Raw genomic sequence first — 23240 nt, 5'->3', positions numbered from 1 at the left:
CAGGTGGCACGACCAATTTCATTTCAATGTCGCGGGCATGACTCTGCTCCGTCAGCAGCGCGAGGCAGTGCGGACCTCGGATTAACGCCAAGGGATAAGCTCATACTTCGAAGGTGCAGAGGTTCGCACTGTCTCCCGGATGCTAGGTTGAATGTGGATCGCGCGACATGGTGCACTTTATGGGACAGCGAAATTACGGAAGACCTGCCGCCGTGGCCGCCAGGGCGGCCGGGACAATCGGCGCCGACCCGCTTCCATTCGAGAGGTATGGCAAGAGCTCATTTCCGGCGGTTCCCGCTGAGGACGGGGGGGCCCGCGGTGGCCGCACCAGGCGCTGGACCATAAATGGCGATTTCGTCGCGCTGCCTCCAAACGGCGTTGCCCGCTATGCGCGCGAGGTCACGCTTGCGCTCGACGCTCTCCTGGACGAGGGCCATCCGTTGGCGCAGGGACTTGAACTTGATCTGGCAGTCCCGCGTCGGGAGCAATTGCCGCTGCAGGCGATTGGCATTCGGGTCGTCCCCGAATTCAACAAACCGCGCCTTCCGCAATTCTGGGTGCAGATGCAACTGCCACGCCACGTTGAGGGCGGGTTGCTCAGCTTCTGCAATCTGGCGCCGGTGGCGCTGACACGGCAAATCGCATGCATCCACGACCTGCATACCAGGCTGATGCCGGAGAGTTATGGGCGCGGCTTCCGATGGGCCCACCGCTTCATTCTTCCGCTGCTTGGCCGACGGGCCGCACATATAACCACCGTCTCGCAGCTTTCGCGGCAGCATCTCATCAAATACGGCATCGCACCGCAGGAGAAGATCACCGTCACATATAACGGCAGCGACCATGCGGAACGATGGGATGCCGATCGATCGAAGCTGCAAATCCGGCCCGACCGCCCCTATGTGCTATGCCTGGGGCGCGATCAAAAATACAAGAACGCCGAATTGCTGGTCCGGCTTGCTCCGCTGCTTGACGCGTTGGGCTTGGACCTGTGGATGGCGGGCGAAATCGACGAAGCGCAGATTTCCCGGTTTGCGCAGCCGAAGCCAGACAATCTCCGGCTCCTCGGACGGATCAGCGATGATGATTTCAAGAAAGCTCTGTCGGGTGCATTGTGCTTTCTTTTTCCGTCCAGGATCGAGGGTTTCGGGTTGCCTGCCGTCGAAGCCATGAGGATCGGATGCCCGGTCGTGGCCTCGACATCGCCTTGCCTCCCCGAGGTCTGCCAGGACGCAGCGCTCTATGCCGATCCGGATGATCTGGCACATTGGGCCAGAGCGGTACTCGACATCCAGCGATATCCGGATTTGCGCCAACGGTTGATCGAGGCAGGCCATAAAAAATCCCTCAGCTATTCCTGGCGCTCCATCGCTGAAATCTACCTCGAGCTGATGCTGCAGGTGGACGCAATGGCTCTGCGCTGATCAAGATCCGCTGAGCCTATCGAACGACTCGAACCGGAGGCCGTCGATCGGGGGCGGCATGCCGGTCGCGTCAAAGGGCGGCCGCCTGGCGGTCTTGACGTTGGCTGCTTCGACGCCCTGACATCTTGGTCGGACCGTCCGCGCAACCTCGAAGGCGAACGAAAGCACCAGCTTTGGCCGGCTACGGCGGTGTTAACGTGAAAGTCTCCGCCAAGGTGGATCCATGTCAAACGAACATGCCGCGCCCGCGATGGGCCAAACCGTGCCCTCGTCTGGCTTCGGGCGACACCGGCGTTCTCACATCAGCCTTCTGCAACATTTCTCAGTTGCATGGAGAATCGGATTAACGAAAAAAATGATCCGGCCGCACTTTCGAACGCAACGTCCGCCTTTTCGCCGATCCTGAGTCAAGCAATGAAGTCGGACGCCGGGGAGCCGCCCGTCGCCGATCTCTATGCCTGGGAAAAAATAGCCCAGTCGACCCGGGACCTGTATGACAAGGCAATCGTCACCCACCGTTCACGGCTTGGAAAACGAAAACCTTCTTTCGCTCAGCGCCGGGCCTTGAACGACGTGAACACCGAGCCCGTGTCATCTTCCCATTCCCAGTTGACGGCGAGCCCGACCCGCAAAATTTGAAGGGCAGCATCGTCGGGATAGATGTCGGTGAGGCTTCGCTGCATCACCAGTTCCTCGTCGATCAGGATCGCAAACCGATTTCCGTCGAATGCAACGCGCATGCAAAAGCGTTTTCCCCAAACGACCTTGTCCGCCACATTGGTCCAAACCGCGTCATAAAGTTCCTCAAAGCCGAGCCGCTTGATGAACACCGAAATCGAAGCACCCTGGTGGACATCGTCGAGCCAGGTCGTGACACAAACGTAGTTGTCGCTGTCTTGCCAGAAGAGCAGTCCTGCCCGGCTGCGCTGATCTTGTCCTCGGCGCTCCCCAGGAGGCTCGATGGTGACCTCGAGATCGGCGAATCCCGGTAGATCCCATGGCAGCGAATAGAATGTTCGACCCGGGTTCGGTCTGTCCACGCTCGCGCGCACACGGGCGCTGCCCAGCCCGTCGACGTCGATGACCCCGGCGCCCAGTGTTCTGACCCATTGTCCGTCGCCCAACTCCGACGTGCGGCGATCCAGTTCGCCGGCAATACCGGCAAAGCCGTCGGCGTAGGACAGGCTTGTTCCGAGTTGGTTCCAAGGCGCCTCCAGAGGCGCCATCAATGGGATGGGAACTTCGCAAGGATGAGCCTCGAAATTATGCCAGCGCGGCTCACTGTCGAAGCTTTTCCATATACCTACTCCTGTAGCGTTTTCAACTGAATCGGCACTGACAGACGATTCGAAGAGGCGAACCCCGTCAAGAAAGCAGCTCAGCTGACCGTTCCAGTCAAGAATCTGGACCGAATGGATAGAACACTTGCGCAAAGCGTGTTCCGTACCGGTCGCGATCGTAATCTCTTTGCCCGATTGCTTGCGCACCAAGGTCCATCCGAGCGTCGACAGTTTCAGCACCCAGAAATTGTCGTTGTCCCGAAACCGACAGACAAGACCACACACATCCGAGATGGCGCCAATTGCCAGCAGTCCGTGGATCAATCCTGAAGGGCGACCAGGATCGACGACGGATAGGTTATCGCCAGCGTCCTGCGAAAAATGCCACCGCCCCCCGATTGCAGCGATTTGCCCCGGCCAGCCTTCGACGAGTGCATCGGCAGCGTGGGCGGTGCCAAACAGCGTCGAAAATTCAGGTATCCGCCCGACTTGAACCGCTTGGACGCGTGTGTCGACCCGAAACCCGATCTGGCCAAGTGCCGACTGATGAACACCCGCAAACAGCTTTTCGTCCTTGTTGAAAGGATCGATCGCGATCGGACGCATCATCGGAAAAGCGGCAAGACCGTGGGCTTTTTGGTCGGCGGCCGCATAATAGACAGCGCCCTGCTCTCGCAACGCCACGACATAATAGACATGAACGTTCTTTAGGCGCCGAAACGCACTCAGGCATTGCTTTCCTACACGAGCCCACAGCTCGCCGTTTTCGCCTTCGGCGGCATGAACGACAAAGCCGCAGCCCTCTTCCACGGGATTAATCGGCGCCTCACTGGGGAACCAACCGACAGCCAGGTTCTCGTCGATGTTCGGTCCCCGGTAGGTTCTGGAGGTGCTAAGCGTCCACCACCAAAAACGGCGAAGGGTGAGCCTCTTTCGCGGCGCATATATCAGGGAAACCAGACGGCCGGGCCATGGATCAATGCCGGGTCCTCGCAGCCAACGGTAGACTCGCCTGGCGAGGTCATCAGGCAATGGCGATCCCTGCGATGTGTTGTGGCCGTTGGTGATCGAGACCAATAGCACCAGACCAGCCTCTCGCTGAAAGGGACCATAGGAGATCCCTTGCCGGCCCCAACCTGGCCTGACGAGCGGCTGGAAACGAAGTGCGCCGTGATCGATCGCGATCTGGCGTTCGATGTCGCGTCCTCGCCTGACGCCTCCCTTGACTGCCAAGGTGCCAATTACCGCACCGCGGGCGCGTTCATCTTGAAAATCGTCTGCGACAAGAACCTCCGGCCGGGCAACTCCGGACCCAGCCTCTTCAGCAGTTTCTACCCAGTCATGACGGTGCAACAACAAGACCCTCCTCACGTCGTCGTACGAGATTCTTCAAGGCATCGATGTCGTGTCGCAGTCCCGGACAGAAGTCGCGCACTGCCTCGCTTGTCCCGTTGATCAGGCTTGCTGTCCCTGCGTGGAATCCCTGCCATGACGCCGCAAATCCAGTTCTTAAGCGCCCACCGGCTGCGCCAAGACGTGTTCGACCCGCCATTCCCCATTGCCATAGGAGGCTGGCAGCGGTTTCAATGCGTAGCCGGAAGCAGTCAGGAGTTCCGCGATCTTTCGGGCCTTGCGGTCGAGCCCCTCGCGCGTTGCATCGTCGACCTCATAAATCACCTTCGGACGGTGACTCCGCAGCGTCTCCGTCATACCGCCCAGGACGTCGATTTCGGCGCCTTCCACGTCGATCTTGACCAGCGAGGGCGGCCTGAGGCCTCGGTGGGCGATGGCATCGTCGATAGCGACTATGCTGACCTCCAGCCGGCCACTCATGTCCGGCGGTGCTCCCGCCGAGGCAAGCGCGGCGCCGCCGATGTGATGGGCGAGCAGAAGCTGGCCACGGCCGGATGTGGCGCCGGCGGCTTCGGCAAACACCCGTATCGTGTCGAACCCACTGAGCCGTGCACTTTCTGCGACAGCGGCGGCGTTGCGGGGAACAGGTTCGAACGCATAGACTTGGCCGCGCGGCCCGACGCGGCGCGCGGCGATGAGGCTGAAGAAACCTATATTCGCGCCGATGTCGAAAAAGGCGTCCCCAGGCGCCAGGTTTGCCGCGATCGCCTGTTGGATGGGCGGCTCGTAGGTGCCGCGAACAAAGTTGGGGTCGGCGCGCTTCGCCACGAGCTTGAGACCGGCGGCCTCGCCCTTGGCTATGACGCGCGCGTCGCCGAACACGCTGAGGAACCTTGCCGTCAATGTCACGCGCTCTTCCCCATTTTGCGACGCCTCGGGACGGGGCCAGCCCATGCCGCTCGCCGCGAAGGTGACAGATTGTGCGCTCGGGATCGAGCCCGACAACGGTCGCCGGCTCATACTCCCTCCGGCTGATCGCTACTCCGATTGTCGGGCCATATCTCATCTTGGGGGTACCTGCCCGGCCTCCCGGTCCGATGGAACGGTGGCATCGTTGCGCAAGATATGGATCGCGTGGGGAGCATCGCCACCCGATCGAAACGATCTCACGATCGCCGTCGCCGTCGAGGTCGCCGTTCGGGCGCCGAGATGGCTCTCGACGCCCTCGTCGACCACCTGCTCGATGAACCGCCCGCCGCCCAAATTGCGCCAGAGCGAAAGGCGCAGGGCGCCGCGGTGCTCGGCCATGACGAGGTCCGGCCGGCCGTCGTCATTCATATCGGCCACCGAAAGACTGTTGAGCGAGCCGCGCGAGGTAATTTCCTGCTGCTCCCAGTTTGGCCTGAGGTCGCCGGGCCGGCCGCCTTCGACGATCTGCGCCAGTGCATGGCCCTGAGCCCCGAGCTCGTGGCTGCCGGCCTCGCCGATGCACGTTCCTCAAAGCCCCGCGCTGACGCCTGCTGCGCCTGAAGCCACGCCAAGTTCAGCGTCTCGCCTGCGCCGCGCTGGCGATCACTTCCGCGCATCAGTCGTCAACATCGATTGCCGCGATCGCATCCACTCCCACGCCGAGCCGTATCTGTTCCCATTCACCTTGCCAGGGATCGGCCGGCCGGCGATACCAGAACGGACCCGAGGCTCTGTCTTTGGATGGAACGGCGGCGCATCCAAAACGGGCCGCAAGTAAAGTCGCAGAGGGATCGAAGCCGCACCGCAGCTTTGGGTCGAACCCGAACAGGTCATGACCACCCGCCGACTTCCTCCCGAGACGCTTCAGGCCGCCTACGTTCACGCATTAAGCTCGTATCGCGTGAACATCTCGTGCTCGCTCAGCAGCCGATTCAGCAAATCGCCCCCACCTACGTCCGCCAGGATAGGCCAGTCGTCGAGTCCCGCCGGCCGCTCCATCTGGGACCGGTGAGCTGCCAGCGCGTGACGTTTTACATCTATCACGTCGCCGATAAAAGCGTGGGAGTTGAACATCTTAACGCCCCGCAAGCCGGCAAGGGTCCGGACCGTTTGCCGCAATGCGGTGCGATTGAATCCACGCACTCGATCGTGCAGACGAACCCACGGCCACTGATACCAGTACCAGACGGGATATTCGAACACGGTCACGCGCCGGCCATACAGTTGCAGCGCGCCTCGCGCGCCAAGATTGGTGGCAACATGGTCCGCCGGCGGCTCTTTTGCATGGGTGACGAACACGCTCTGTGGTTGCCAAGCGAAAAGCAACTCAGCGATCGCGTCTGCGATCTTGCCGACATGATGCTTAGCCATGCCGTCGGGAACACGCAGGAATCTCACCCGATCAGCAGATCCGCCCAACCGGCAAACCGCCTCGATCGCTTCGCCCTCACGGATGATCCGTAGGGCCTGGCCCTCAACCCGATGTGCATGCGACGCCGAGCCGTCGGTGACGAAAATAAACTGGACATCGGCGCCCGAGCTAAGCTTCTTGCTGGCGACCCCTCCACATCCCAGCGTTTCATCATCGGGATGGGGTGCGATGATGACCGCCGATGCCTGCCAGTCTGCTACGTCGAATGGATGAGACTGGTTACACATCGCTCTATCGAGCATAGCGCCAATCGTATGCCTGACGTCATGCATCGATGGTTCCGATCATCCCTTCTTCGGTGTGGTTCAACCCGACCTGCGCATGGTAGCAAAACACTGTAGGCGATTGGGGTGAGAAAACAATGAAGGTAGGAATTCTTGCTGGCGGACTGGGAACACGGCTGGCGGAAGAAACCGAGATCCGGCCGAAACCAATGGTCGAAATCGGAGCAAAGCCGATCCTTTGGCATATCATGATGCATTATTATGCCTATGGACACCGCGAATTCGCCGTCGCCCTGGGATACAAGGGCGAATACATCAAACGCTGGTTCAGCGACTATGTCGCATTCGATGGCAGCTTGACTGTCAATGCCGCATCGGGAAGCGTCAAGCGCCACTCGAACTCGCTGCCTGACTGGTCCGTCGATCTTGTGGAGACGGGACTGAATACGCTGACGGGCGGCCGCATAAAACGCCTGATCGACTGGATGGGCGACGAGACGTTCATGCTCACCTGGGGCGATGGCGTTTCGGACGTCAACCTTGATAGGCTGATCGCCTTCCACAAATCGCATGGCAAGCTTGCAACGATGACGGCGGTGCGTCCGCCAGCACGCTACGGGCACATCGAATTCGATGGCCATCGCGTCGTCGACTTCACGGAAAAGCCACAGGCCTCGGAGGGGTGGATCAATGGCGCCTTCTTCGTGCTCGAGCCGGGCATAAAGGACTATATCGACGGCGACGATGTCATGTTCGAACACGCGCCAATGCAGCGGCTCGCGACTGACGGCCAACTGATGGCATATCGCCACGAATCCTTCTGGCAATGCATGGACACCATCCGTGAAAAGCATCTCCTTCAAAAATTGTGGGACAGCGGGCAAGCGCCCTGGAAAACATGGGAATCGATCGATGAAAGTTCTGGTTACAGGCCACCTCGGCTACATCGGTTCCGTCCTGACTCCGATGCTGCTTGAACGCGGCCATGACGTCACCGGCCTAGACAGCGACATCTTCCGGTCATGCACTTTCGTAGGGACGTTGGCCGAAGTGCCGACGATCGAGAAAGACATCCGCGACATCGACATCGACGACGTCGCCGGCTTCGACGCGATCATCCATCTCGCCGGACTGTCAAACGATCCGTTGGGGGACTACCGACCCCTGCTTACCGAGGAAATCAACTGCGGCGCTTCGGTAAGGCTTGCGCAGCTCGCCAAGGCCGCCGGCGTCCAGCGGTTCCTGTATGCCTCCTCTTGCAGCAATTACGGCGCGGCCGGCGACAGCTTTCTAACTGAAGATGCTCCCTTCAACCCGGTTACGCCTTACGGCGCCTCGAAGGCAAATGTGGAGCGAGCGGTCGCGCCGATGGCGGATCGATCGTTCAGCCCGACATTCCTGCGTGCTTCCACTGCTTACGGCCTGTCGCCTCGCATCCGCTTCGACCTGGTGGTCAACAACCTGACCGCCTGGGCCTACACGACCGGCCTGGTCTATCTCAAGAGCGACGGTTCGCCATGGCGTCCGATCGTCCATGTGGAAGACATTGCGCTGGCCTATACCGCGGTACTCGAGGCCGAGCGAGAGCTGGTCCACAACGAGGCATTCAATGTCGGCTTGACCACGGAAAACTATCAGATTCGGGAGATCGCGGAGTTGGTGCAAACGATCGTTCCCGACAGCCGGGTGAAGTTCGCGCCCGACGCCGGGCCAGACAAACGGTGCTATCGCGTCGACTGCACCTATATTGGTCGCCGCCTGCACGGGTTTAAGCCGCAATGGACAGCGCGGCGCGGTATCGAACAGCTCTATCACACATTTCGCGCGGCGGGTCTTGCACTTGGGGATTTCGAGGGCGAGCGGTTCAAGCGCATCGCCCATGTGCAGAAGCTGATCCAAGATGGCGAACTGGATACCGATCTGCGCCGCACGTCGCAGTTAGCGGTAGCGGTTTGAACAAACACAGCCGGGAGCCATGGCCATGATGATTGCTGGTGCAGGCTCTGTAACCGAGCAGGTTTGCCGCTCCTGCGGCGGAAGTCACATCGACACTTTCCTGAAGCTCGGCACGACGCCCCTAGCCGATAGGCTTTCCCTCAAGGTCGAGTAGCTCAGCCATTCGGCTTTCGCCCTCACAGATCCGGGCGTGCGGCTTTCCCGCACTCGGCTCTTCGCGACCCGCGCGCCGTCAGGGTCTCGAACTCCGACCAGCCCATACGCCGGCTTTTCTGGATGCGTCGCGCAAAATCTGGTCGCCGCGTCGCGTTACGATCCCGAGACCACCGCCTCGCCACCAGCAATGTGTTGCGAATTGTAGAACAGGTTCACTCGGCCTCTCTCCGCCCTTTGGGCTGGGTGCCCCTGACGCCCGTTAGGGAAAGAACGGCGGGCCTGACGGGCCCATTTCAATCCGATACGGGTTGGCCGGTAAACCGATACTCCCACCGCGTTGAGCGCTACACTGAGGGTCGCCGCATGCTCATCACATCGGCCTACACATGCTGTGAGGCACTTGGCGAGCGCCGCCCACCGCTAAGGCTCAATGGCTCACGACCTTTGTGGAAACATGGACCGGCGTGCCTGGGCGCAGCTTCTGATAGACTGACTTGAGCCGTTCTGCGCGCGCCTCCCACGAATACAGCTCGACGGCACGCTTGCGCCCTTCGCTGCCCATTTCGCTTGCCCGGACCGTATCCTCCAGCATCGTGATCAATGCCTGGGCGAGCTCGCCAGGAGCATCGGCTTCGACCAGCATCCCGGTGTTGCCAGCTAGAATGGATTCACACATCCCGCCCACGCGCGTTCCAACCACCGGTATCCCGCAGGCCATGCCCTCCACGACCGATATTCCGAAGCTCTCGCTGAGTGACGGATTCACCACAATGTCGGCCTCATGGTACGTCGCTACGAGGTCCTTGTGGGGCACGTTGCCCATGAAGTGAACTCGATCACGTAACCCGTGGCTCTCGATGAGTTCTTCTAAGTGTTCCCGATATTTGCAATTGCCCCAGAAATCGTAGAAACGGTTCAATGCGGTAACCCGCGGATCCGACGAGAGGCTGGTCAGGAAGTCTACGGAAAGCGGCGATTGCGGCCCTGCGATCCGAAGGTCGACGTCCGCAAACCTGGCCGCAACCTCACTGAAGGCCTCGATCAGTGTGTGAAGCCCCTTCTCTGGCGATACCCGCCCAACGAACAAGATGGCACGTCGGGTTCTGGTGGATGCGGAGGCCCGCTGCTCGCTCGGCCGAAAGTAAGAAACGTCCACGCCATTACCGACGGTGGCAACGACGCCAGGATAGTCCGGGAATGCAGAACGAAAGGTGCTTGCGATGTGGTCGCTGACGGCGACCACCGCATCCACCACCTTGAGCTGACCGGCCACCTGATCGCGGTCACGCTGTGACAGCCACTCACACTGCATCTCAAGCACGAGCCGATGGGATGAGCTGGCTGCCTTCAGTTCCCGGCACCATGCCCAGTAATTCATCAAATGGACGATATCTGGTCGATCGACGGCGAGGTAGCGACGAACCTTGTTACGATATTGCGAGTGGTCATCGGCCTTCCGATCCAGCCGCAGCCAGCGCGCCAGGCGCGGAAACTGGCGGATGATCCGCTGCAACGCGCGGTCACGCCGCGCCGCAGCCCGCCGCACCGCGAACGGCAGGTCCGCGGGCACCGTGTCGTCTCGATAATGCTTGCCATAGAGCGTAATCTGCAGGCCTTCGCCGAGCCGCAGCGCCGTATTGTAGACGATCAGACCGATTGAGTTTTGAACAGGCGGAAAAAGTCTATCGTACGGCTGACCGACGTATACGAGCTTCATGTCACTCCCCACCGTCAGCTCGTTCAGGCGACTCTTCTAAGTGCAGGGCGGTCTTCCGGTCGGGAGAGGTGGTCGGCGAGGCGGCGAATGCCCTCTTCGAGCGGCACCAGGGGACGGTTCAATATAGCTTTCATCTTGTTCGTGTCAGGACAGCGGCGCGTCATGTCGCCCTCCGCAAGGGGCGGTCGGAATTCCAACTTCGATGACGAGCCCAGCACTTCGATGACAAACTCGGCCAGCTGTCGAATGCTCATTTCCACGTCGCTGCCCACGTTGATCACTTCGTTCTCGTGCGCGCGCGTTCGATGAACCGCGATGCAGGCGTCAACCGTGTCGTCGACATAGCAGAAGGTGCGGGTCTGCGAACCGTCCCCGTAAATCGTCAGGGGCTCGCCGCGCTGGGCGGCACGCACAAATCGCGGCAGAACGAAATCCTCGCTCTGACGTGGTCCGTAGGTGTTGAAGAAGCGAAAAATGGTAAATGGCAGTCCAAACTCACGCTGAAAAGTGCGCAGATAGACCTCTCCAAGATTCTTCACCACTGCATACGGCAGACGAGAGTTAAGCGGCGTGGTGCTCTCGTTTTGAGGAATCTCGAAAGGCTCGCCATATACCTCCGATGACGAAGCGAAATAGACACGCTCGGCGCCGGTGTTCTTGCATAGCCTCAGCACGTTCTCGATACCGGTGATGTCGCGCAGCACGAGCAACGGATTTGCCAAAGTCCGCTGCACACCGACCACGGCTGCGAAGTGGAAGACGTGGGTGAAATGGAAGCGGTAGAACAACGATGAGATGTCGTCGAAATCGTTCGCATCCGCCTTTACTACGGTCAGATTGCCCGCGTCTATTTGTACCTTGTCTCGACTACCGGTCGACAGGTTGTCAGCGACGACCACCTGGGTCTGAGGTAGCTTGACCAACGCGCGAGTGAGGGCGCTGCCGATATTGCCCGCTCCACCAGTTACCAGGATCGATTGCGTCATATTCCCCACCTCAACCGAACAGTTTAATCGACTGACGCAGGGTGCGTCCCTTCGCCAACGCGACATCTTCGCTCTCGCGAGCGAAGGTGGCTCCCAGATCCTTTCGGACGTCGCTTGAAAGTTAAATGTGGCAGCGCCAGGTTTATTTGACAACGTGGCTTGGGGTAAGCATTTCGGCTGTTCTCCCAATGGTGCAATCCGTGCTGTTTTCAGCTCTGGGGTTGGCTAAGCGCATACATTTTGCTGATTGCTGTGAACTGCTTCCCCGCGGTAATTGAGGCGATCCTTTATTGTCGACATTGAAGCGAAAGTTGCCAGCATCCCATGCAGACTGCTCCAGACCTTCAGGAACTGGTTAACCGCATCCGAACGCGGGACTACACCATTGGCATCATGGGCCTCGGCTACGTTGGTCTGCCGCTCGCCATGATCTCGCTGGACGCGGGGTTCAAAGTCATCGGGTTCGACATTGACGCGTCTCGGGTTGCACTTCTTAACCGCGGAGAAACAGGCATAGATCATTTGCCTGGCGCTGCCATCAAAGTGGCTGTCGACAGCAAGCGGTTTCGCGCCACCAGCGATTTCGCCGACCTAGGCGAACCCGACGCGATCTTGATAGCGGTGCCAACGCCGCTTACCAAAAACCGGGAGCCGAACCTCTCGTTCGTCGAAAACAGCGCACGTGCGATCGCGGAGCGGCTGCGCCCTGGTCAACTTGTCGTCCTGGAGTCGACGACCTGGCCAGGAACGACGCGTGAGGTCGTGCAGCCGCTGCTCGAGGCGACGAATCTTTCTCTAGGAAAGGACTTTTTTCTCGCCTATTCGCCCGAACGGGTCGACCCAGGCAACGACGTACACACCACCGCCAAAGTTGCAAAGGTGATAGGCGCCGACGACCCATCGTCCCTACAAGTTGCCAAGGAGCTGTATGATCAGATCATTGTGCAAACCGTTCCCGTGGCCTCCACCGCAACGGCAGAGGCTGTGAAGCTGACCGAGAACATATTCCGCTCTGTGAACATTGCGTTGGTCAATGAGCTAAAGGTGATTTTTGACAGGATGGGCATCGACGTCTGGGAGGTGATCGAAGCCGCCAAGACCAAGCCGTTCGGATATATGGCGTTTTATCCAGGCCCCGGCCTCGGCGGGCACTGCATCCCGATCGACCCATTCTACCTGACCTGGAAGGCAAGAGAGTACGAAGTAACAACACGCTTCATTGAGCTTGCCGGTGAAATCAACACGAACATGCCGCATTATGTGGTTGACCGCCTTGTGGAGGCCTTGGACCGGCGAGCGAGCCGCGGCCTGAGCGGTTCGCGGATCTTGGTGATCGGGATGTCCTACAAGAAAAACGTGGGTGACACACGAGAAAGCCCATCGTTGAAGCTGATCGACATCATGGAGCGACGCGGGGCAGTCGTTGATTACCACGACCCCTACGTACCGGAGATACCCGGAACAAGAGAGTACGCCAACCTAGCAGGTCGCCCCTCTGTGGATATCTGCGCTAGCAGTTTGGCATCGTATGATGCCGTTGTCATCTCGACAGATCACGATGCGATCGATTGGCAGAACATCACCAAGCACGCAAAGCTGGTGCTCGATACCCGAAATGCGTGTGCGCGTAGTCAGTCACGCACCGACAACGTCGTAAAGGCATGAGCGACCCGACTTGCGCACTGGCTTGGTGAACCTGCTAGCGACAACGTCGAATGGTTTAGCACGTCGAGCGGTTGAATTCATTCAGCGCATCGCACTTTCCCGGACTTGAGCGTCGAGGCATGAGCGCCTGCGCAGCCGTGCAAACAGGTGGAGCCGGCTGAGCTCGCTACGGTTCATGCGGCGCCGGCAGGTGCTCACCCCTCCTCGTCAGCGGGCCTTTTGGTCGCCATCAGCATCCTTGCCGACCGCGTCATTCCGCCAGACATGGATCGCTTCGAATGCGTCCCATGCGATCGACACAATGTCGAGATCCCCGTCACCGTCGAGATCGACCGTCCTTGCTCCCAGATGGCTTTCCATCCCTTCGCCGACCAGCTGCTCGATGAACCGTCCCCCACCCAGATTATGCCAGCTCGAGAGACGAAGTGCGCCGCGATGCTCGCCCATGATAAGATCCGGCCTGCCGTCGCCAGTCATATCGGACACTGAAAGGCTATTAAGGGAACCGCGCGAGGTGATTTCGTGTTGCTCCCAGTCGGAGGAGCTGTCGCCGGGGTTGTGCCACCAATACGCCTTAGCGCTGTCGGCTTTGCCATTTTCCTCGGTCACGACGATGTCCGCACGTCCGTCGCCATCAAGATCGGCGGCCGCGACGCGGTCGGGATAGACCATTTCAGGAACTTTTCCAACATGCCGAAGCTCCCAGTCTGGCGAGCCGTCACCCGGATTGCGCCACCATGCGGCCGTCTTTGCATCGCCGGTCGTGGCGACAAGGTCAAGTAGACCGTCCCTATCGATATCGGCGAATGCGATCCCTTCATCAGACGCTTCGGCGCAGATGCGGGTGCGCGGCCATGGCTCGACTGTTGGATCGTCAGGAATCTTAAAATAGAAAACCCCACCGCCACTCGAGACCGCCAGCTCCGGCTTCCCACCTTTTACGACCTGGGCTAGCACATGGCCCTGAGAGCCGAGCTCATGACTGGCGGCGGGAACCTCTCCGATCTCGTGCTCTTCAAAGCGGTGCGCTTCAATGTCCTCGGCATGGAGCCACACCAGGTGCAGCGCCCTACCTCCGCCGCGCTGTGCTATGACCTCCCCGCGCCCGTCACCATCGAGATCCAGGGCTGCGACCGCGTCCACACCCTCGGCAAGCGGGGTCCGTTCCCATTCTGTGTTCCAGGCTTTGGACGGTTGACGGTACCAGAACGGACCCGAGATGATGTCAGTGAGATCATCACCATCCATGGCGGAAAAAGCGATCCCAAAGGAGCGGACGTGCCCGTTCGTGATGCGATGATAGGTCCAGCGGTCGAGGCGGACCGATGCAGGCGGATCCAGCCGATTGATCCACACTCTGACAGGCGGGTTGCCCACCCAGTTCGCCCCATAGATGTCAAAATCACCGTCCCTGTCGACATCGGCGACGACGCCGTTGTGGAGACCCACATCGTCGATCACTTGACGGGCCCAGCGCGTTCCTCGCCCGTCGACATTGTAATGGATCGCGAGCTTGCGCTCCTCGGTCGTATGCATCTGCCCGACAACGACATCGTTGTCCCCGTCTCCGTCCATGTCGGCGGCCTGCAGCGTATGGGCGCCCGCGACAGAAGGCTGAATGACATGGCGGATCCAGCGGCCCGTCGGTCCGGCGAGGGGCTGGAACCAGGCAACGTCGTCAGTGTGCTCGGAACTTGAAGTCAGAATGTCGGCGCGGCCGTCCTGGTCAAGGTCGGTGACGAGCGCCTTGAATGCAGGATTGAACGGACCAAGCTCGTAGCTGCGCCATAGTGCTGCATCGCGTGCTGCCGCTGCGCCTGGATTCGACGCCCATACTCCGTGCAGGACGAGATCGACATCAGCATCGCCGTCAATATCGCCGATTGCCATTCCCTCTTCGCCAAGGTTGAAGAACAAGCCCACGCGGGCCCAGGAGCTGGGGCTTTCCTGGAAGAAAATCATCACTTCGCCAGGCGCTCGAACGACGATATCAACGAGGTCGTCCCCGTCGAAATCAGCGGCCTTGATGTCTTTGCCCCAGCTGCCGACTGCACCGATTTCCCGACGCTTCCAGCTGGGACCGTGGGTCGGGTTACCATTCGGCCGCGGGTTCTCGAACCAGACGAGATTGACAGCATCGGGCCCATCGGCCGTGACGATGTCGCGATCACCGTCCCCATCGATGTCGGCAAGCACTCCGTCGGTGGTGAACTCGACGCGGGGCCTCGCGATTACGGTGTGAACCAGATCGGGCCACCGCCACCAAGACATCGCATCCTCGGGGAAGCCGCCAAGAACGAAATCCAGTCGACTGTCGCCGTCTATATCGCCAACAAGCTTTACGTCTCCTGAATAGGGGGCAATCTCTTTGCGTTCAAAAACAAGACCCGACTGTAGAATTTCTTCGGGAGGTCCCTGTCCCTGAGCGGCCTCGCAACTTGCGAGGGTGTAGCCGATCATCAGGACCGCGATCAGGCGGCCGAACATGCTAAATGTTGATTTCGTAGCGTGTGAACATTTCCTAGTCGGCCAGCAACCGCCCGACGAAATCTCCCCCCGACAAGTCCGACAGCGTCCGCCATTCATCTTGGTTCTCCAGGCGCTGCATCTGCGACGCATGCGCCGCCAGCGCTTCCCGCATTACGCCGATAACATCGCCAAGACAGGCGAGGCTATTGAGCGTGGACGACGCAATGGTACCAATCCAGACTGGATACTCGAATACCGTAACAGGGCGACCATAAGCACGAAGCGCCGCGCGAACTGCTGCATTGACGGCGACATGATCGGAAGTCGGATCCTTTGCATAGTTCACGAAAACGCTCTGCGGCCGCCATGTGTTGAGCATCGACACGACCGCATGTGTTATCGCATGAACGTGATGATTGGCCGCCCCGCCTGGAAGTCGTAAGAATGTAACACTTTCGGATGATGCGCCCAGACGATGAACTACTTCACTTCTATGGCTCCGGCCTCGCGTGTCGTCCGCAAGGTTTCAGGATGCCTAAGGTCGCGATGAGGACGCGGCGCCATCGGTGACAAAAACCAAAACGGACCTAGGCACCCAAGGCAATCTTTTTGGCCGCAACGCCACCGCAACCCAGCGTCTCATCATCCGGATGCGGCGCAACAATGACAGCCGACGCTGACCAGTCGCCTACTTCAAACGGCCTAAGTCGCAGTCGCAATTGACTATCAAGCATGGTGCTGAAGGTCCGCCTAAAGGTCCACATTGGTGCGCTTCCATCATCCGTTCGCTCGCGTTGTTGAACGCCGATCGCCCATGGTAACAGAACTCACGGACGTTCGAGACGTGTGTTTGTTGGTGGGGAAGACTTTATGAAAGTGGGTATCCTCGCGGGCGGATTTGGGACACGGCTGGCCGAGGAACAGAGAGCCTGCACGCGTTCAAGCCGCAACGGACGGCCCGACGCGACGTCGCGCAGCTCTATGAGGCATTCGGCACTGTTGGTCTCTTGCTTGAAGAGTTCGAGGGGGAGCGCTTCAAGCGCATCGCCCACGTGAAAAAGCTGATCCGCGATTGCGAACTGGACGAGCACCTGGTCGCGTTCCCGTTCTGGCCAAAGCAGACTGAGCCGGGCTAAGGGGGACGATATGGACATGATGTGCCTAGATGCGAAGTCGGTAACCGAGCGGGCCTGCCGATCTTGCGGTGGAACTGCCATTGAGACGTTTCTCGAGTTCGGTAAAACGCCACTGGCCGATCGCCTTCTCACCAGCAGCGACATCGGCGAACCGGAGCCCATTTTTCCGCTGCGCGTCGCGTTCTGCAAAGACTGCAGCCTCGTCCAGATCACCGAGACGGTGAATCCGATAATTCTTTTTGCCGATTCCTATCCATATTATTCCTCTTTCTCCCCTGCTCTCTTAAAGCATTCGCGTGCGAATGCGCTTGATCTGATCAATCGCCGCGGTCTTGGCCCGGAGAGCCTTGTCATCGAATTGGCGAGCAATGATGGTTATCTGCTGAAGAACTACGTCGAGGCGGGAATTCGGGTGCTCGGAATTGATCCGGCCGACGGACCTGCCGCCGCTGCCGAGAGGGTCGGCGTGCCCACGCGCTGTGCATTCTTCACCCGCGATGTCGCTGAAACGCTGCGCGCGCAAGGCATGCGCGCGGACATTATCCATGCCAATAACGTGCTCGCCCACGTGGCCGACACCAACGGATTTGTGGCAGGAATTGCCCGACTTCTCAAGCATGACGGTGTGGCGGTTATCGAGGCACCCTATGTCGAACCTTTGATCGAACATTGTGAGTTCGACACGATCTATCACGAGCATCTTTGCTATTTTTCAGTTACTGCACTGGATAAGCTCTTTCGCCGCCACGGGCTTTACCTCAATGAGGTCAAGCACCTTTCAATCCATGGCGGTTCGCTGCGCCTTTATGTGGAATCGCGCGAGAACGTGGGTGCGACAGTAAAGGACCAGCTTGCCCATGAAGCCTCGCGCGGGATCGATGCGATCGGCTATTTCCGCGATTTCTCCACCAAGGTCGACGCGCTGAAGCGCGATCTTTCCACGCTCTTACGCCGGTTAAAGTCGCAGGGTGCCACGATTGCCGCCTATGGAGCGGCAGCCAAGGGAGCAACGCTGATTAACACCGTCGGCATCGGACGCGACCTCGTGGACTTCGTCGTGGATCGCAACGTCTATAAACACAACAAATATATGCCCGGACAGCGCCTGCCGATCCGCTCGACTGAAGCGCTTCTCGAGGTGCAACCCGACTACGTGCTTCTCCTTGCTTGGAATTTCGTAGACGAAATTCTCGATCAACAGGCCGAGTATCGTGCACGCGGCGGAAAATTCATCCTCCCCGTCCCAACGCCGAGAATCATATGACAAAACAGGCGGACCGCGCACAGATAGCTTGCCTGAAAGCCGATGGACCGACGCAGTCGACGGGTTCCATTCGAACCGATTGCTTGGTCTGCGGTCAGCGAAATCTGCTCAATTCGGTGCTATTCGAAGCGTTGCCCCTGCTCTGCAACGCGCTTTGTGCGGACGCGGCATCGGCGCGCGCGGCACAGACCGGCAGATTTGCGACTACCTTCTGCCTCGGCTGCACGCACGTCTTCAACGCCTCATTCGAGGAAAATCGCATCGGTTATACGCAAAGCTACGAGAATTCGCTTCATTACTCCCCCCGTTTCGTGGCGTTTGTTGAAACGCTGGCCGAGCGCCTGAGCAGGACCTACGCGCTCTCGGGGAAGACGATCGTCGATATTGGATGCGGCAAGGGGGATTTCCTGAAGCGGCTAAGCTTGATCAGCGGTGCGCAGGGAATCGGTTTCGACAAGAGCTTCGAGGACAACCGGGGGGACGCGGTCCCTGGAGTACGATTTATCAAAGACTGGTTCGGCGATTCCTACGCGGATCTGCGTCCTGACCTGGTGGTATGCCGCCAGGTTCTCGAACATATCGCCGAGCCGGTGAAATTCCTGCGCGCCCTTCGCGCCCATCCGGGCATCGCACCGGAGACGGTGTTCTTCTTTGAAGTCCCGAATGTCCTTTACACGCTCCGGGATATGGGAATCTGGGACCTCATTTATGAGCACGCCTCCTATTTCACGCCAGCTTCGCTGAACGCGGCGTTCGAGATGGCTGGCTTTCGAGTGCTGGATGCAGGGACGTCTTTCGGCGACCAGTATCTTTACATTGAGGCGCGGCCGGCTGCCCCCAAGTACGCTACTTCCGTTGACAGCCGCGAAATCGAGATGCTCGTCCGCGATTTCGAGCGCGCCTATCGCGACAAGATCGAGCGATTGGGTGGTTACATCGCGAGACGCAATCCCCAGCAGATCGTCGTCTGGGGAGGGGGATCGAAGGGCATTACATTCGTCAACGTGGTGCCAGGCGCCGATCGGATCCGCGCGATCATCGATGTGAATCCGCACAAGCAAGGTCGTTTTGCGCCAGGAACCGGCACTCCGATCCTTGCTCCGGAGGCGTTGCGCGGCCAGCCAGTCGAATCAATCATCGTCATGAACCCGCTCTACCGCGAGGAGATCACCAGTCTCGTAGCGGAACTCGGCTTCACACCCGAGATTGCGGTTGCATGAAAGTTCAATTCAACCGCGGCGGCACGAAAGCGCAGAACGGGATTGGTGGGGGATACAGTCCAATGACCGTGCCGGTCGAGATCAACATGGCCATTCCACCAAGGGTCATCGGACATTCTCGCCACGTTATAGCCCGACAATCTGGCAGAGAGGCGCTCTCACTTTGATTGCCGCGGCGCACCTCGTTTGCCCTTGAATATCAGCCAGCGCTGAAAGAGGCGCTTCTTGATCGCCTGCGCGGATGGGCGTGTGGGACGCGGGATGGTCCATCGGTAATCGGACTGCACCAAACTGCCACGGGTGCGTAAGACATACGTCGTTTGGGGACGTTTACGTTCCCACGCTCCGGCGTAAGGTTTGCAAGATGCACTCGAACGAATTCGAATCCCGGCAACGCGGCCGCAGCGATATCATCAGGATATCAGCCAACACCGCCTAATTTGATTGCGCTACAAAGAGGATTTCCAGAGGAGCTGCCTATGACCAATAAGAACTGGATGCAGCCACCCTTCCTCGCTAACCACAGCATCCTCAGCCATGCGTGCTTGTGGATGGTGGAATAGAATGACGAGCAAACATGCGAAACGCCATCTGTGTCCCGCGACGACTCTGCGTTCGCGAGATTCCAGCTCGATAAACGATGGCCGGAGAGAGATCGACGGCTCTCCTTTTTATTCACGTAGACCAGGCCAGATCGCTAACGGCGCAGCCGTGAGACGAAGACGGAAAGCCTTGACTGCGCGATCGAAGGTCGCAGTTCCGTCCTCCAACGGGCAAAGAGACATGCGATGACATCGATCGGCGCGAAGATTGTCAGCGGCGCAGCTTGGACAGCAGTCGAAACATGGGGGCGGCAAGCAGCCATGTTTGCCATTTTTGTCGTATTGGCCAGGCACCTCGGACCTGAGGCATTCGGCCTCGCCGCCCTCTCCATGGTTGTACCCGTCATTCTTGCTGTTCCGGTCACGATCGGAATACCGGAGGCACTCATTCAGCACCCTAAAATTGAGTCCTTACACTTTGACTCGGCCTTCTGGCTTCTCGCCGCGAGCGGCGCAGTGATTAGCGGGCTCATCTGGATGTCTGCCGGTTTGATTGCTGCAGCGTTCGGACAGCCCATTCTCGAAGATCTCATCCGCTGGAGCAGCGTGGTCGTCGTAATTCAGGCCCTCTCGTCGGTACCTGCGGCTGTGTTGAAGCGCCAACTCGAGTTCCGCTTGTTCGCGTTGCGTACACTTGCCGGCACCGTCGTCGGCGGCACACTCGGCATCGTCTTGGTAATAGCCGGTTTCGGCGTATGGAGCATGATTTGGATGCACCTTGCAAAAGCGGCTGTGGAAACCGCTGTCCTTCTCGTTGGCAGTTCTTGGCGGCCCCGTCTGACCTTCTCCTATGCAAAGGTTCGTGACCTATTAGGATTTGGCGGCCCGCTTATCGTCCAGACTTTTTGGAGTTTTTTGAATGAGGAAATTCCAAAGGTCCTACTCGGCACGTTCCTCGGCCCCCACGCGGTCGGAGTCTATGCTCTCGCCCGTCGTCCGCTCGACCTTCTGGTGCAAGTATTCCTCAGTCCGCTGATGGCTGTCACTATGCCCACCGTGTCACGGATTCAAGATCAACCCGAAAAGATCGACCGTTTCTTCAACACGACCGTCCGCATCGCCGGGATAGCAGGGTTTCCTGCATTCATCGGATTTGCCGCGATCGCACCGATCGCGGTTCCCTTTATCTTCGGCCCGCAATGGGCCAGCGGGGTCGTCGCTGTCCAGATTCTCATGCTGCTGGGCCTGCAACGCACGATTGACAGCCTCTGCGCGTTTACGATCCTTGCAATGGGTCACTCCAGGTTGATCCTGAAGTTGAACATTGCCTACTCTGTTGTCGCAACGATGCTGTTGTCCGTCACTGCGCAGATCAGCCTTGAGATGACGATGGTGGCGCTCGTAGCCTGCGGCCTGGTCCTCCTACCAGTCTTCCTCTTCTACGCTCAGCGCATCGCGCGTATCGACGTGCTGAGACCCCTTGAGATCTTCCCACGACTGGCTCTCGCCGCCCTCCTGATGTTCGGCGCCGTCAGCGCGTGGCTAAGCAGCGCGCCTGAGCACGCCGCGCAGGAGACGCTTCTTATTAGCGCTATTGGCCTTGGAGCCGCTGTCTATTGTACGGCTCTCTTCGTGCTGGTGCGCTCTGACCTGTTCAATGCGCGAGACTTGTTCCTCAGGCTTCGCGGCTAGTTTGGTGTCGGGCGCGACCTCTAGAAGAACCCGGGGAAATAGGAGCCCTTCCTGAGCTTGGGGATGCGCAGCTCGACGGTGCCGGCGCGCGTCTCCCAGTCGCGCTCGCGATAGCCGTTGCGCTGGGCCGTGCGCAAGGGGTTCTTCTCGCCATAGCCGGCGCCGGTGGCGGCCCCAACCTCCAGCTCCATCAGCCGCTCGGCGGTAAAGCCAATCATCTCGCGCAAGAGATCGGAATTCCGGAGTCTTCTCCACGAGCGCGCGTAGGTTCTGTTGATGACCACCGCAAAGCCGCTCGCTCGCTCCAGCGCTATCGAGGGCGCGCTCGCGAGCGGCTTCACTACCGCCGAGCTACACCACCTGTGGGGACGCGACCGTGACCAGTATCTCTTCATCGAAGCAAGCCTCCCGAAACCGGGATGACCGCTGGTCTTTCAAGCCCTGGAAGGATTGATACCTTGGTCCGCCGCTTCGACCAAAACTATCGCGACAAAGTCGCCCCTGGTGGCGCGATTACCCATTACCTTGTCTGGGGTGCGGGATCAAAGGGCATCACTTTCGTCAACGTCGTTCCCGAGCGCGGATAAGCGCTCTCGTCGACGTCAACCCGCACAAGCAAGGGCGCTTTGCTCCAGGCACAGGCACAGCTGTGGTTGGGCCGGAGAGCCTGCGCGGCCGACCCGTGCGGTCAATCATCGTGATGAACCCGCTGTATCGAGACGAAGTTGCCCAGGCGGCACACGAGCTTGGTCTTGCCCCCGATATCATCGTTGCCTGATCCTGCGATCCACCCTTTGCGGCTGATGGCCTGACTTTATCACTCCATCGACGTCGATCCGTTGCAGGTTGACCGGCCTCAGCCAGCAGTGTCGCGTATAGTCGGTCGAGCGGCGCATAAACTGCGGCCATCTAAGTGGCGTCTTGGACAGCGCCCGCCAAAGGGACAGGGAGTTAAGGCCGATCAGAAAGCGAGACCGGATGAGCTGCCCGCGCCGGTCCACCGCTGCATAGGTTACGAACCCGCGAAACGCAGCGCCGAACCTCTTGAGCACAGCATCCATCTGCACGTCATAAGGCTCGTTGGCGGCGAAACCTTGAAGCGACTTTGTTGTCCCGACCGGCCGCGTGTGTCTTACAACGACATCGTCAACGATGGCGTACCGCAACCAAGGCATGTCAGTCAGGCGGGTCCAAAGAAGGTCTATTCCCGTCTCGTAGCCGAGCCCGAACAATTTCAACGCCGTTTGCAGGCACCTGGCGCTGAACACCGGGCACATCATCTCGACCGTGTTGGTATATCGCAACAAGTATCGCTTGCCGCTGACAAGCGTCGCTGCGTAGGAGAAATAGCTGTCCCAAGACAGTGCTGGCTGAAACAGATCAAGTTTATAGCGGCGGCCGATGGCGAACAGACGATTCAAGTCCAGCTTCGTCGTCTCGATGTCATCGTCGATCAGTGCAATGAGATCATATCGCGTCACAATTTCGGGGTAGCATTGAAACAAGGCATGATAGCCGGCGATCTTGCGCCCCGGGAGAAATACACTGAAATCGTTCTGTCCATGGGAGACGCCAGCCTCGTAGGCGGCGACGAGAAGATCGAAGTCGGCGTCGCCCGCCCCCTCAGTCCAGCCGGCATGCAAAGAGCTACGCCCCGCCCGGACGATCACCAGATTTCTCTTGCCCGAACCCTCTGGCAATTTTCGGAAGGCTGACACTGCTGCGGCCGCGGGCGTGACTTGGCGAAGGTTCATA

General features: G+C 59.4%; 19 protein-coding genes and 1 pseudogene. 10 read left to right on the top strand and 10 right to left on the bottom strand.

Annotation, left to right across the window (positions count from 1 at the left end; all coding sequences use genetic code 11):
* Positions 1 to 212 precede the first annotated feature (212 nt).
* Positions 213 to 1424, top strand: a complete 1212-nt coding sequence (locus AC0L2R_RS13870; RefSeq protein ID WP_473509559.1) for a glycosyltransferase family 4 protein — start codon at positions 213 to 215, stop codon at positions 1422 to 1424.
* Between the two features lie 551 nt (positions 1425 to 1975).
* Here the strand turns inward: AC0L2R_RS13870 and AC0L2R_RS13865 are convergent.
* The 4 genes from AC0L2R_RS13865 to AC0L2R_RS13850 all read right to left on the bottom strand — a co-directional run bounded on the left by AC0L2R_RS13865 (position 1976) and on the right by AC0L2R_RS13850 (position 6730).
* Positions 1976 to 4060 carry an oxidoreductase gene (locus AC0L2R_RS13865; RefSeq protein WP_473509557.1) on the bottom strand — a complete coding sequence of 695 codons (2085 nt, stop codon included), beginning with the start codon at positions 4058 to 4060 and terminating at the stop codon, positions 1976 to 1978.
* Positions 4061 to 4213: 153 nt separating this feature from the next.
* Positions 4214 to 5077: an FkbM family methyltransferase gene (locus AC0L2R_RS13860; protein WP_236473096.1), complete on the bottom strand. Its 864-nt coding sequence runs from the start codon at positions 5075 to 5077 to the stop codon at positions 4214 to 4216.
* A 42-nt stretch (positions 5078 to 5119) separates the two neighbouring features.
* Positions 5120 to 5395, bottom strand: coding sequence for a hypothetical protein (locus AC0L2R_RS13855; protein WP_473509555.1), 276 nt, complete (start codon positions 5393 to 5395; stop codon positions 5120 to 5122).
* 510 nt (positions 5396 to 5905) lie between these two features.
* Positions 5906 to 6730, bottom strand: a complete 825-nt coding sequence (locus tag AC0L2R_RS13850; RefSeq protein ID WP_473509553.1) for a PIG-L deacetylase family protein — start codon at positions 6728 to 6730, stop codon at positions 5906 to 5908.
* A gap of 89 nt (positions 6731 to 6819) precedes the next feature.
* Here AC0L2R_RS13850 and rfbF point away from each other — a divergent pair, with 89 nt between their 5' ends.
* Positions 6820 to 7659 carry a glucose-1-phosphate cytidylyltransferase gene (gene rfbF, locus AC0L2R_RS13845; protein WP_036262410.1) on the top strand — a complete coding sequence of 280 codons (840 nt, stop codon included), beginning with the start codon at positions 6820 to 6822 and terminating at the stop codon, positions 7657 to 7659.
* Complete coding sequence (locus AC0L2R_RS13840; protein ID WP_473509737.1) at positions 7595 to 8638, top strand: NAD-dependent epimerase/dehydratase family protein; 1044 nt, start codon at positions 7595 to 7597, stop codon at positions 8636 to 8638. Before rfbF ends, AC0L2R_RS13840 begins: the two co-directional genes overlap by 65 nt.
* 583 nt (positions 8639 to 9221) lie before the next feature.
* Here the strand turns inward: AC0L2R_RS13840 and AC0L2R_RS13835 are convergent.
* Both AC0L2R_RS13835 and AC0L2R_RS13830 read right to left on the bottom strand, forming a co-directional pair.
* Positions 9222 to 10511 carry a glycosyltransferase family 4 protein gene (locus AC0L2R_RS13835; RefSeq protein WP_473509552.1) on the bottom strand — a complete coding sequence of 430 codons (1290 nt, stop codon included), beginning with the start codon at positions 10509 to 10511 and terminating at the stop codon, positions 9222 to 9224.
* A 23-nt stretch (positions 10512 to 10534) separates the two neighbouring features.
* Positions 10535 to 11497, bottom strand: coding sequence for an NAD-dependent epimerase/dehydratase family protein (locus AC0L2R_RS13830; protein ID WP_027153593.1), 963 nt, complete (start codon positions 11495 to 11497; stop codon positions 10535 to 10537).
* A 324-nt stretch (positions 11498 to 11821) separates the two neighbouring features.
* On the opposite strand from AC0L2R_RS13830, the gene AC0L2R_RS13825 reads away from it, so the two are divergent.
* Positions 11822 to 13162 (top strand): nucleotide sugar dehydrogenase, encoded by a 1341-nt coding sequence (locus AC0L2R_RS13825; RefSeq protein ID WP_473509550.1) that lies wholly within the window; start codon positions 11822 to 11824, stop codon positions 13160 to 13162.
* Positions 13163 to 13369: 207 nt separating this feature from the next.
* Here AC0L2R_RS13825 and AC0L2R_RS13820 read toward each other — a convergent pair whose 3' ends face one another.
* Positions 13370 to 15649, bottom strand: a complete 2280-nt coding sequence (locus tag AC0L2R_RS13820) for an FG-GAP repeat domain-containing protein (protein WP_473509549.1) — start codon at positions 15647 to 15649, stop codon at positions 13370 to 13372.
* A 34-nt stretch (positions 15650 to 15683) separates the two neighbouring features.
* Positions 15684 to 16103, bottom strand: coding sequence for a PIG-L deacetylase family protein (locus tag AC0L2R_RS13815; RefSeq protein ID WP_329608778.1), 420 nt, complete (start codon positions 16101 to 16103; stop codon positions 15684 to 15686).
* A gap of 535 nt (positions 16104 to 16638) precedes the next feature.
* On the opposite strand from AC0L2R_RS13815, the gene AC0L2R_RS13810 reads away from it, so the two are divergent.
* The 4 genes from AC0L2R_RS13810 (at position 16639) to AC0L2R_RS13795 (ending at position 21485) form a co-directional block, all read left to right on the top strand.
* Positions 16639 to 16767: a hypothetical protein gene (locus AC0L2R_RS13810; RefSeq protein WP_473509547.1), complete on the top strand. Its 129-nt coding sequence runs from the start codon at positions 16639 to 16641 to the stop codon at positions 16765 to 16767.
* A gap of 10 nt (positions 16768 to 16777) precedes the next feature.
* Entirely contained in the window at positions 16778 to 18031 is a 1254-nt protein-coding gene (locus AC0L2R_RS13805; RefSeq protein ID WP_473509545.1) for a class I SAM-dependent methyltransferase, read from the top strand.
* Positions 18028 to 19251 carry a class I SAM-dependent methyltransferase gene (locus tag AC0L2R_RS13800; protein WP_473509543.1) on the top strand — a complete coding sequence of 408 codons (1224 nt, stop codon included), beginning with the start codon at positions 18028 to 18030 and terminating at the stop codon, positions 19249 to 19251. Before AC0L2R_RS13805 ends, AC0L2R_RS13800 begins: the two co-directional genes overlap by 4 nt.
* Before the next feature lie 788 nt (positions 19252 to 20039).
* Positions 20040 to 21485 carry a lipopolysaccharide biosynthesis protein gene (locus AC0L2R_RS13795; protein WP_473509541.1) on the top strand — a complete coding sequence of 482 codons (1446 nt, stop codon included), beginning with the start codon at positions 20040 to 20042 and terminating at the stop codon, positions 21483 to 21485.
* A 26-nt stretch (positions 21486 to 21511) separates the two neighbouring features.
* On the opposite strand, the pseudogene AC0L2R_RS13790 reads toward AC0L2R_RS13795, so the two are convergent.
* A pseudogene (locus tag AC0L2R_RS13790) lies at positions 21512 to 21740 on the bottom strand (transposase); the annotation flags it as partial.
* A gap of 21 nt (positions 21741 to 21761) precedes the next feature.
* Between AC0L2R_RS13790 and AC0L2R_RS13785 the strand changes: the two are divergent.
* A complete protein-coding gene (locus AC0L2R_RS13785) occupies positions 21762 to 21908 on the top strand; it encodes a hypothetical protein (protein WP_473509539.1) in 147 nt (48 codons plus the stop codon).
* 106 nt (positions 21909 to 22014) lie between these two features.
* On the top strand, positions 22015 to 22263 hold the full coding sequence (locus tag AC0L2R_RS13780) for a hypothetical protein (protein ID WP_473509736.1): 249 nt from the start codon (positions 22015 to 22017) through the stop codon (positions 22261 to 22263).
* Here the strand turns inward: AC0L2R_RS13780 and AC0L2R_RS13775 are convergent.
* Positions 22250 to 23239, bottom strand: a complete 990-nt coding sequence (locus tag AC0L2R_RS13775; RefSeq protein ID WP_473509537.1) for a hypothetical protein — start codon at positions 23237 to 23239, stop codon at positions 22250 to 22252. The genes AC0L2R_RS13780 and AC0L2R_RS13775 overlap by 14 nt on opposite strands.
* Position 23240: the final 1 nt, after the last annotated feature.

The organism is Mesorhizobium sp. WSM4820 (assembly GCF_055811075.1).
This window is presented reverse-complemented; position numbering and strand designations above follow the sequence as displayed.

What these genes read in the sequence shown, in the direction of transcription:
- AC0L2R_RS13835 (WP_473509552.1), bottom strand. Translation starts at nt 10,511, where the DNA reads ATGAAGCTCGTATACGTCGGTCAGCCGTACGATAGACTTTTTCCGCCT.
- AC0L2R_RS13820 (WP_473509549.1), bottom strand. Translation starts at nt 15,649, where the DNA reads ATGTTCGGCCGCCTGATCGCGGTCCTGATGATCGGCTACACCCTCGCA.
- rfbF (WP_036262410.1), top strand. Translation starts at nt 6,820, where the DNA reads ATGAAGGTAGGAATTCTTGCTGGCGGACTGGGAACACGGCTGGCGGAA.
- AC0L2R_RS13825 (WP_473509550.1), top strand. Translation starts at nt 11,822, where the DNA reads ATGCAGACTGCTCCAGACCTTCAGGAACTGGTTAACCGCATCCGAACG.
- AC0L2R_RS13860 (WP_236473096.1), bottom strand. Translation starts at nt 5,077, where the DNA reads ATGAGCCGGCGACCGTTGTCGGGCTCGATCCCGAGCGCACAATCTGTC.
- AC0L2R_RS13805 (WP_473509545.1), top strand. Translation starts at nt 16,778, where the DNA reads ATGGACATGATGTGCCTAGATGCGAAGTCGGTAACCGAGCGGGCCTGC.
- AC0L2R_RS13855 (WP_473509555.1), bottom strand. Translation starts at nt 5,395, where the DNA reads ATGAATGACGACGGCCGGCCGGACCTCGTCATGGCCGAGCACCGCGGC.
- AC0L2R_RS13800 (WP_473509543.1), top strand. Translation starts at nt 18,028, where the DNA reads ATGACAAAACAGGCGGACCGCGCACAGATAGCTTGCCTGAAAGCCGAT.
- AC0L2R_RS13840 (WP_473509737.1), top strand. Translation starts at nt 7,595, where the DNA reads ATGAAAGTTCTGGTTACAGGCCACCTCGGCTACATCGGTTCCGTCCTG.
- AC0L2R_RS13795 (WP_473509541.1), top strand. Translation starts at nt 20,040, where the DNA reads ATGACATCGATCGGCGCGAAGATTGTCAGCGGCGCAGCTTGGACAGCA.
- AC0L2R_RS13785 (WP_473509539.1), top strand. Translation starts at nt 21,762, where the DNA reads ATGACCACCGCAAAGCCGCTCGCTCGCTCCAGCGCTATCGAGGGCGCG.
- AC0L2R_RS13775 (WP_473509537.1), bottom strand. Translation starts at nt 23,239, where the DNA reads ATGAACCTTCGCCAAGTCACGCCCGCGGCCGCAGCAGTGTCAGCCTTC.
- AC0L2R_RS13830 (WP_027153593.1), bottom strand. Translation starts at nt 11,497, where the DNA reads ATGACGCAATCGATCCTGGTAACTGGTGGAGCGGGCAATATCGGCAGC.
- AC0L2R_RS13850 (WP_473509553.1), bottom strand. Translation starts at nt 6,730, where the DNA reads ATGCATGACGTCAGGCATACGATTGGCGCTATGCTCGATAGAGCGATG.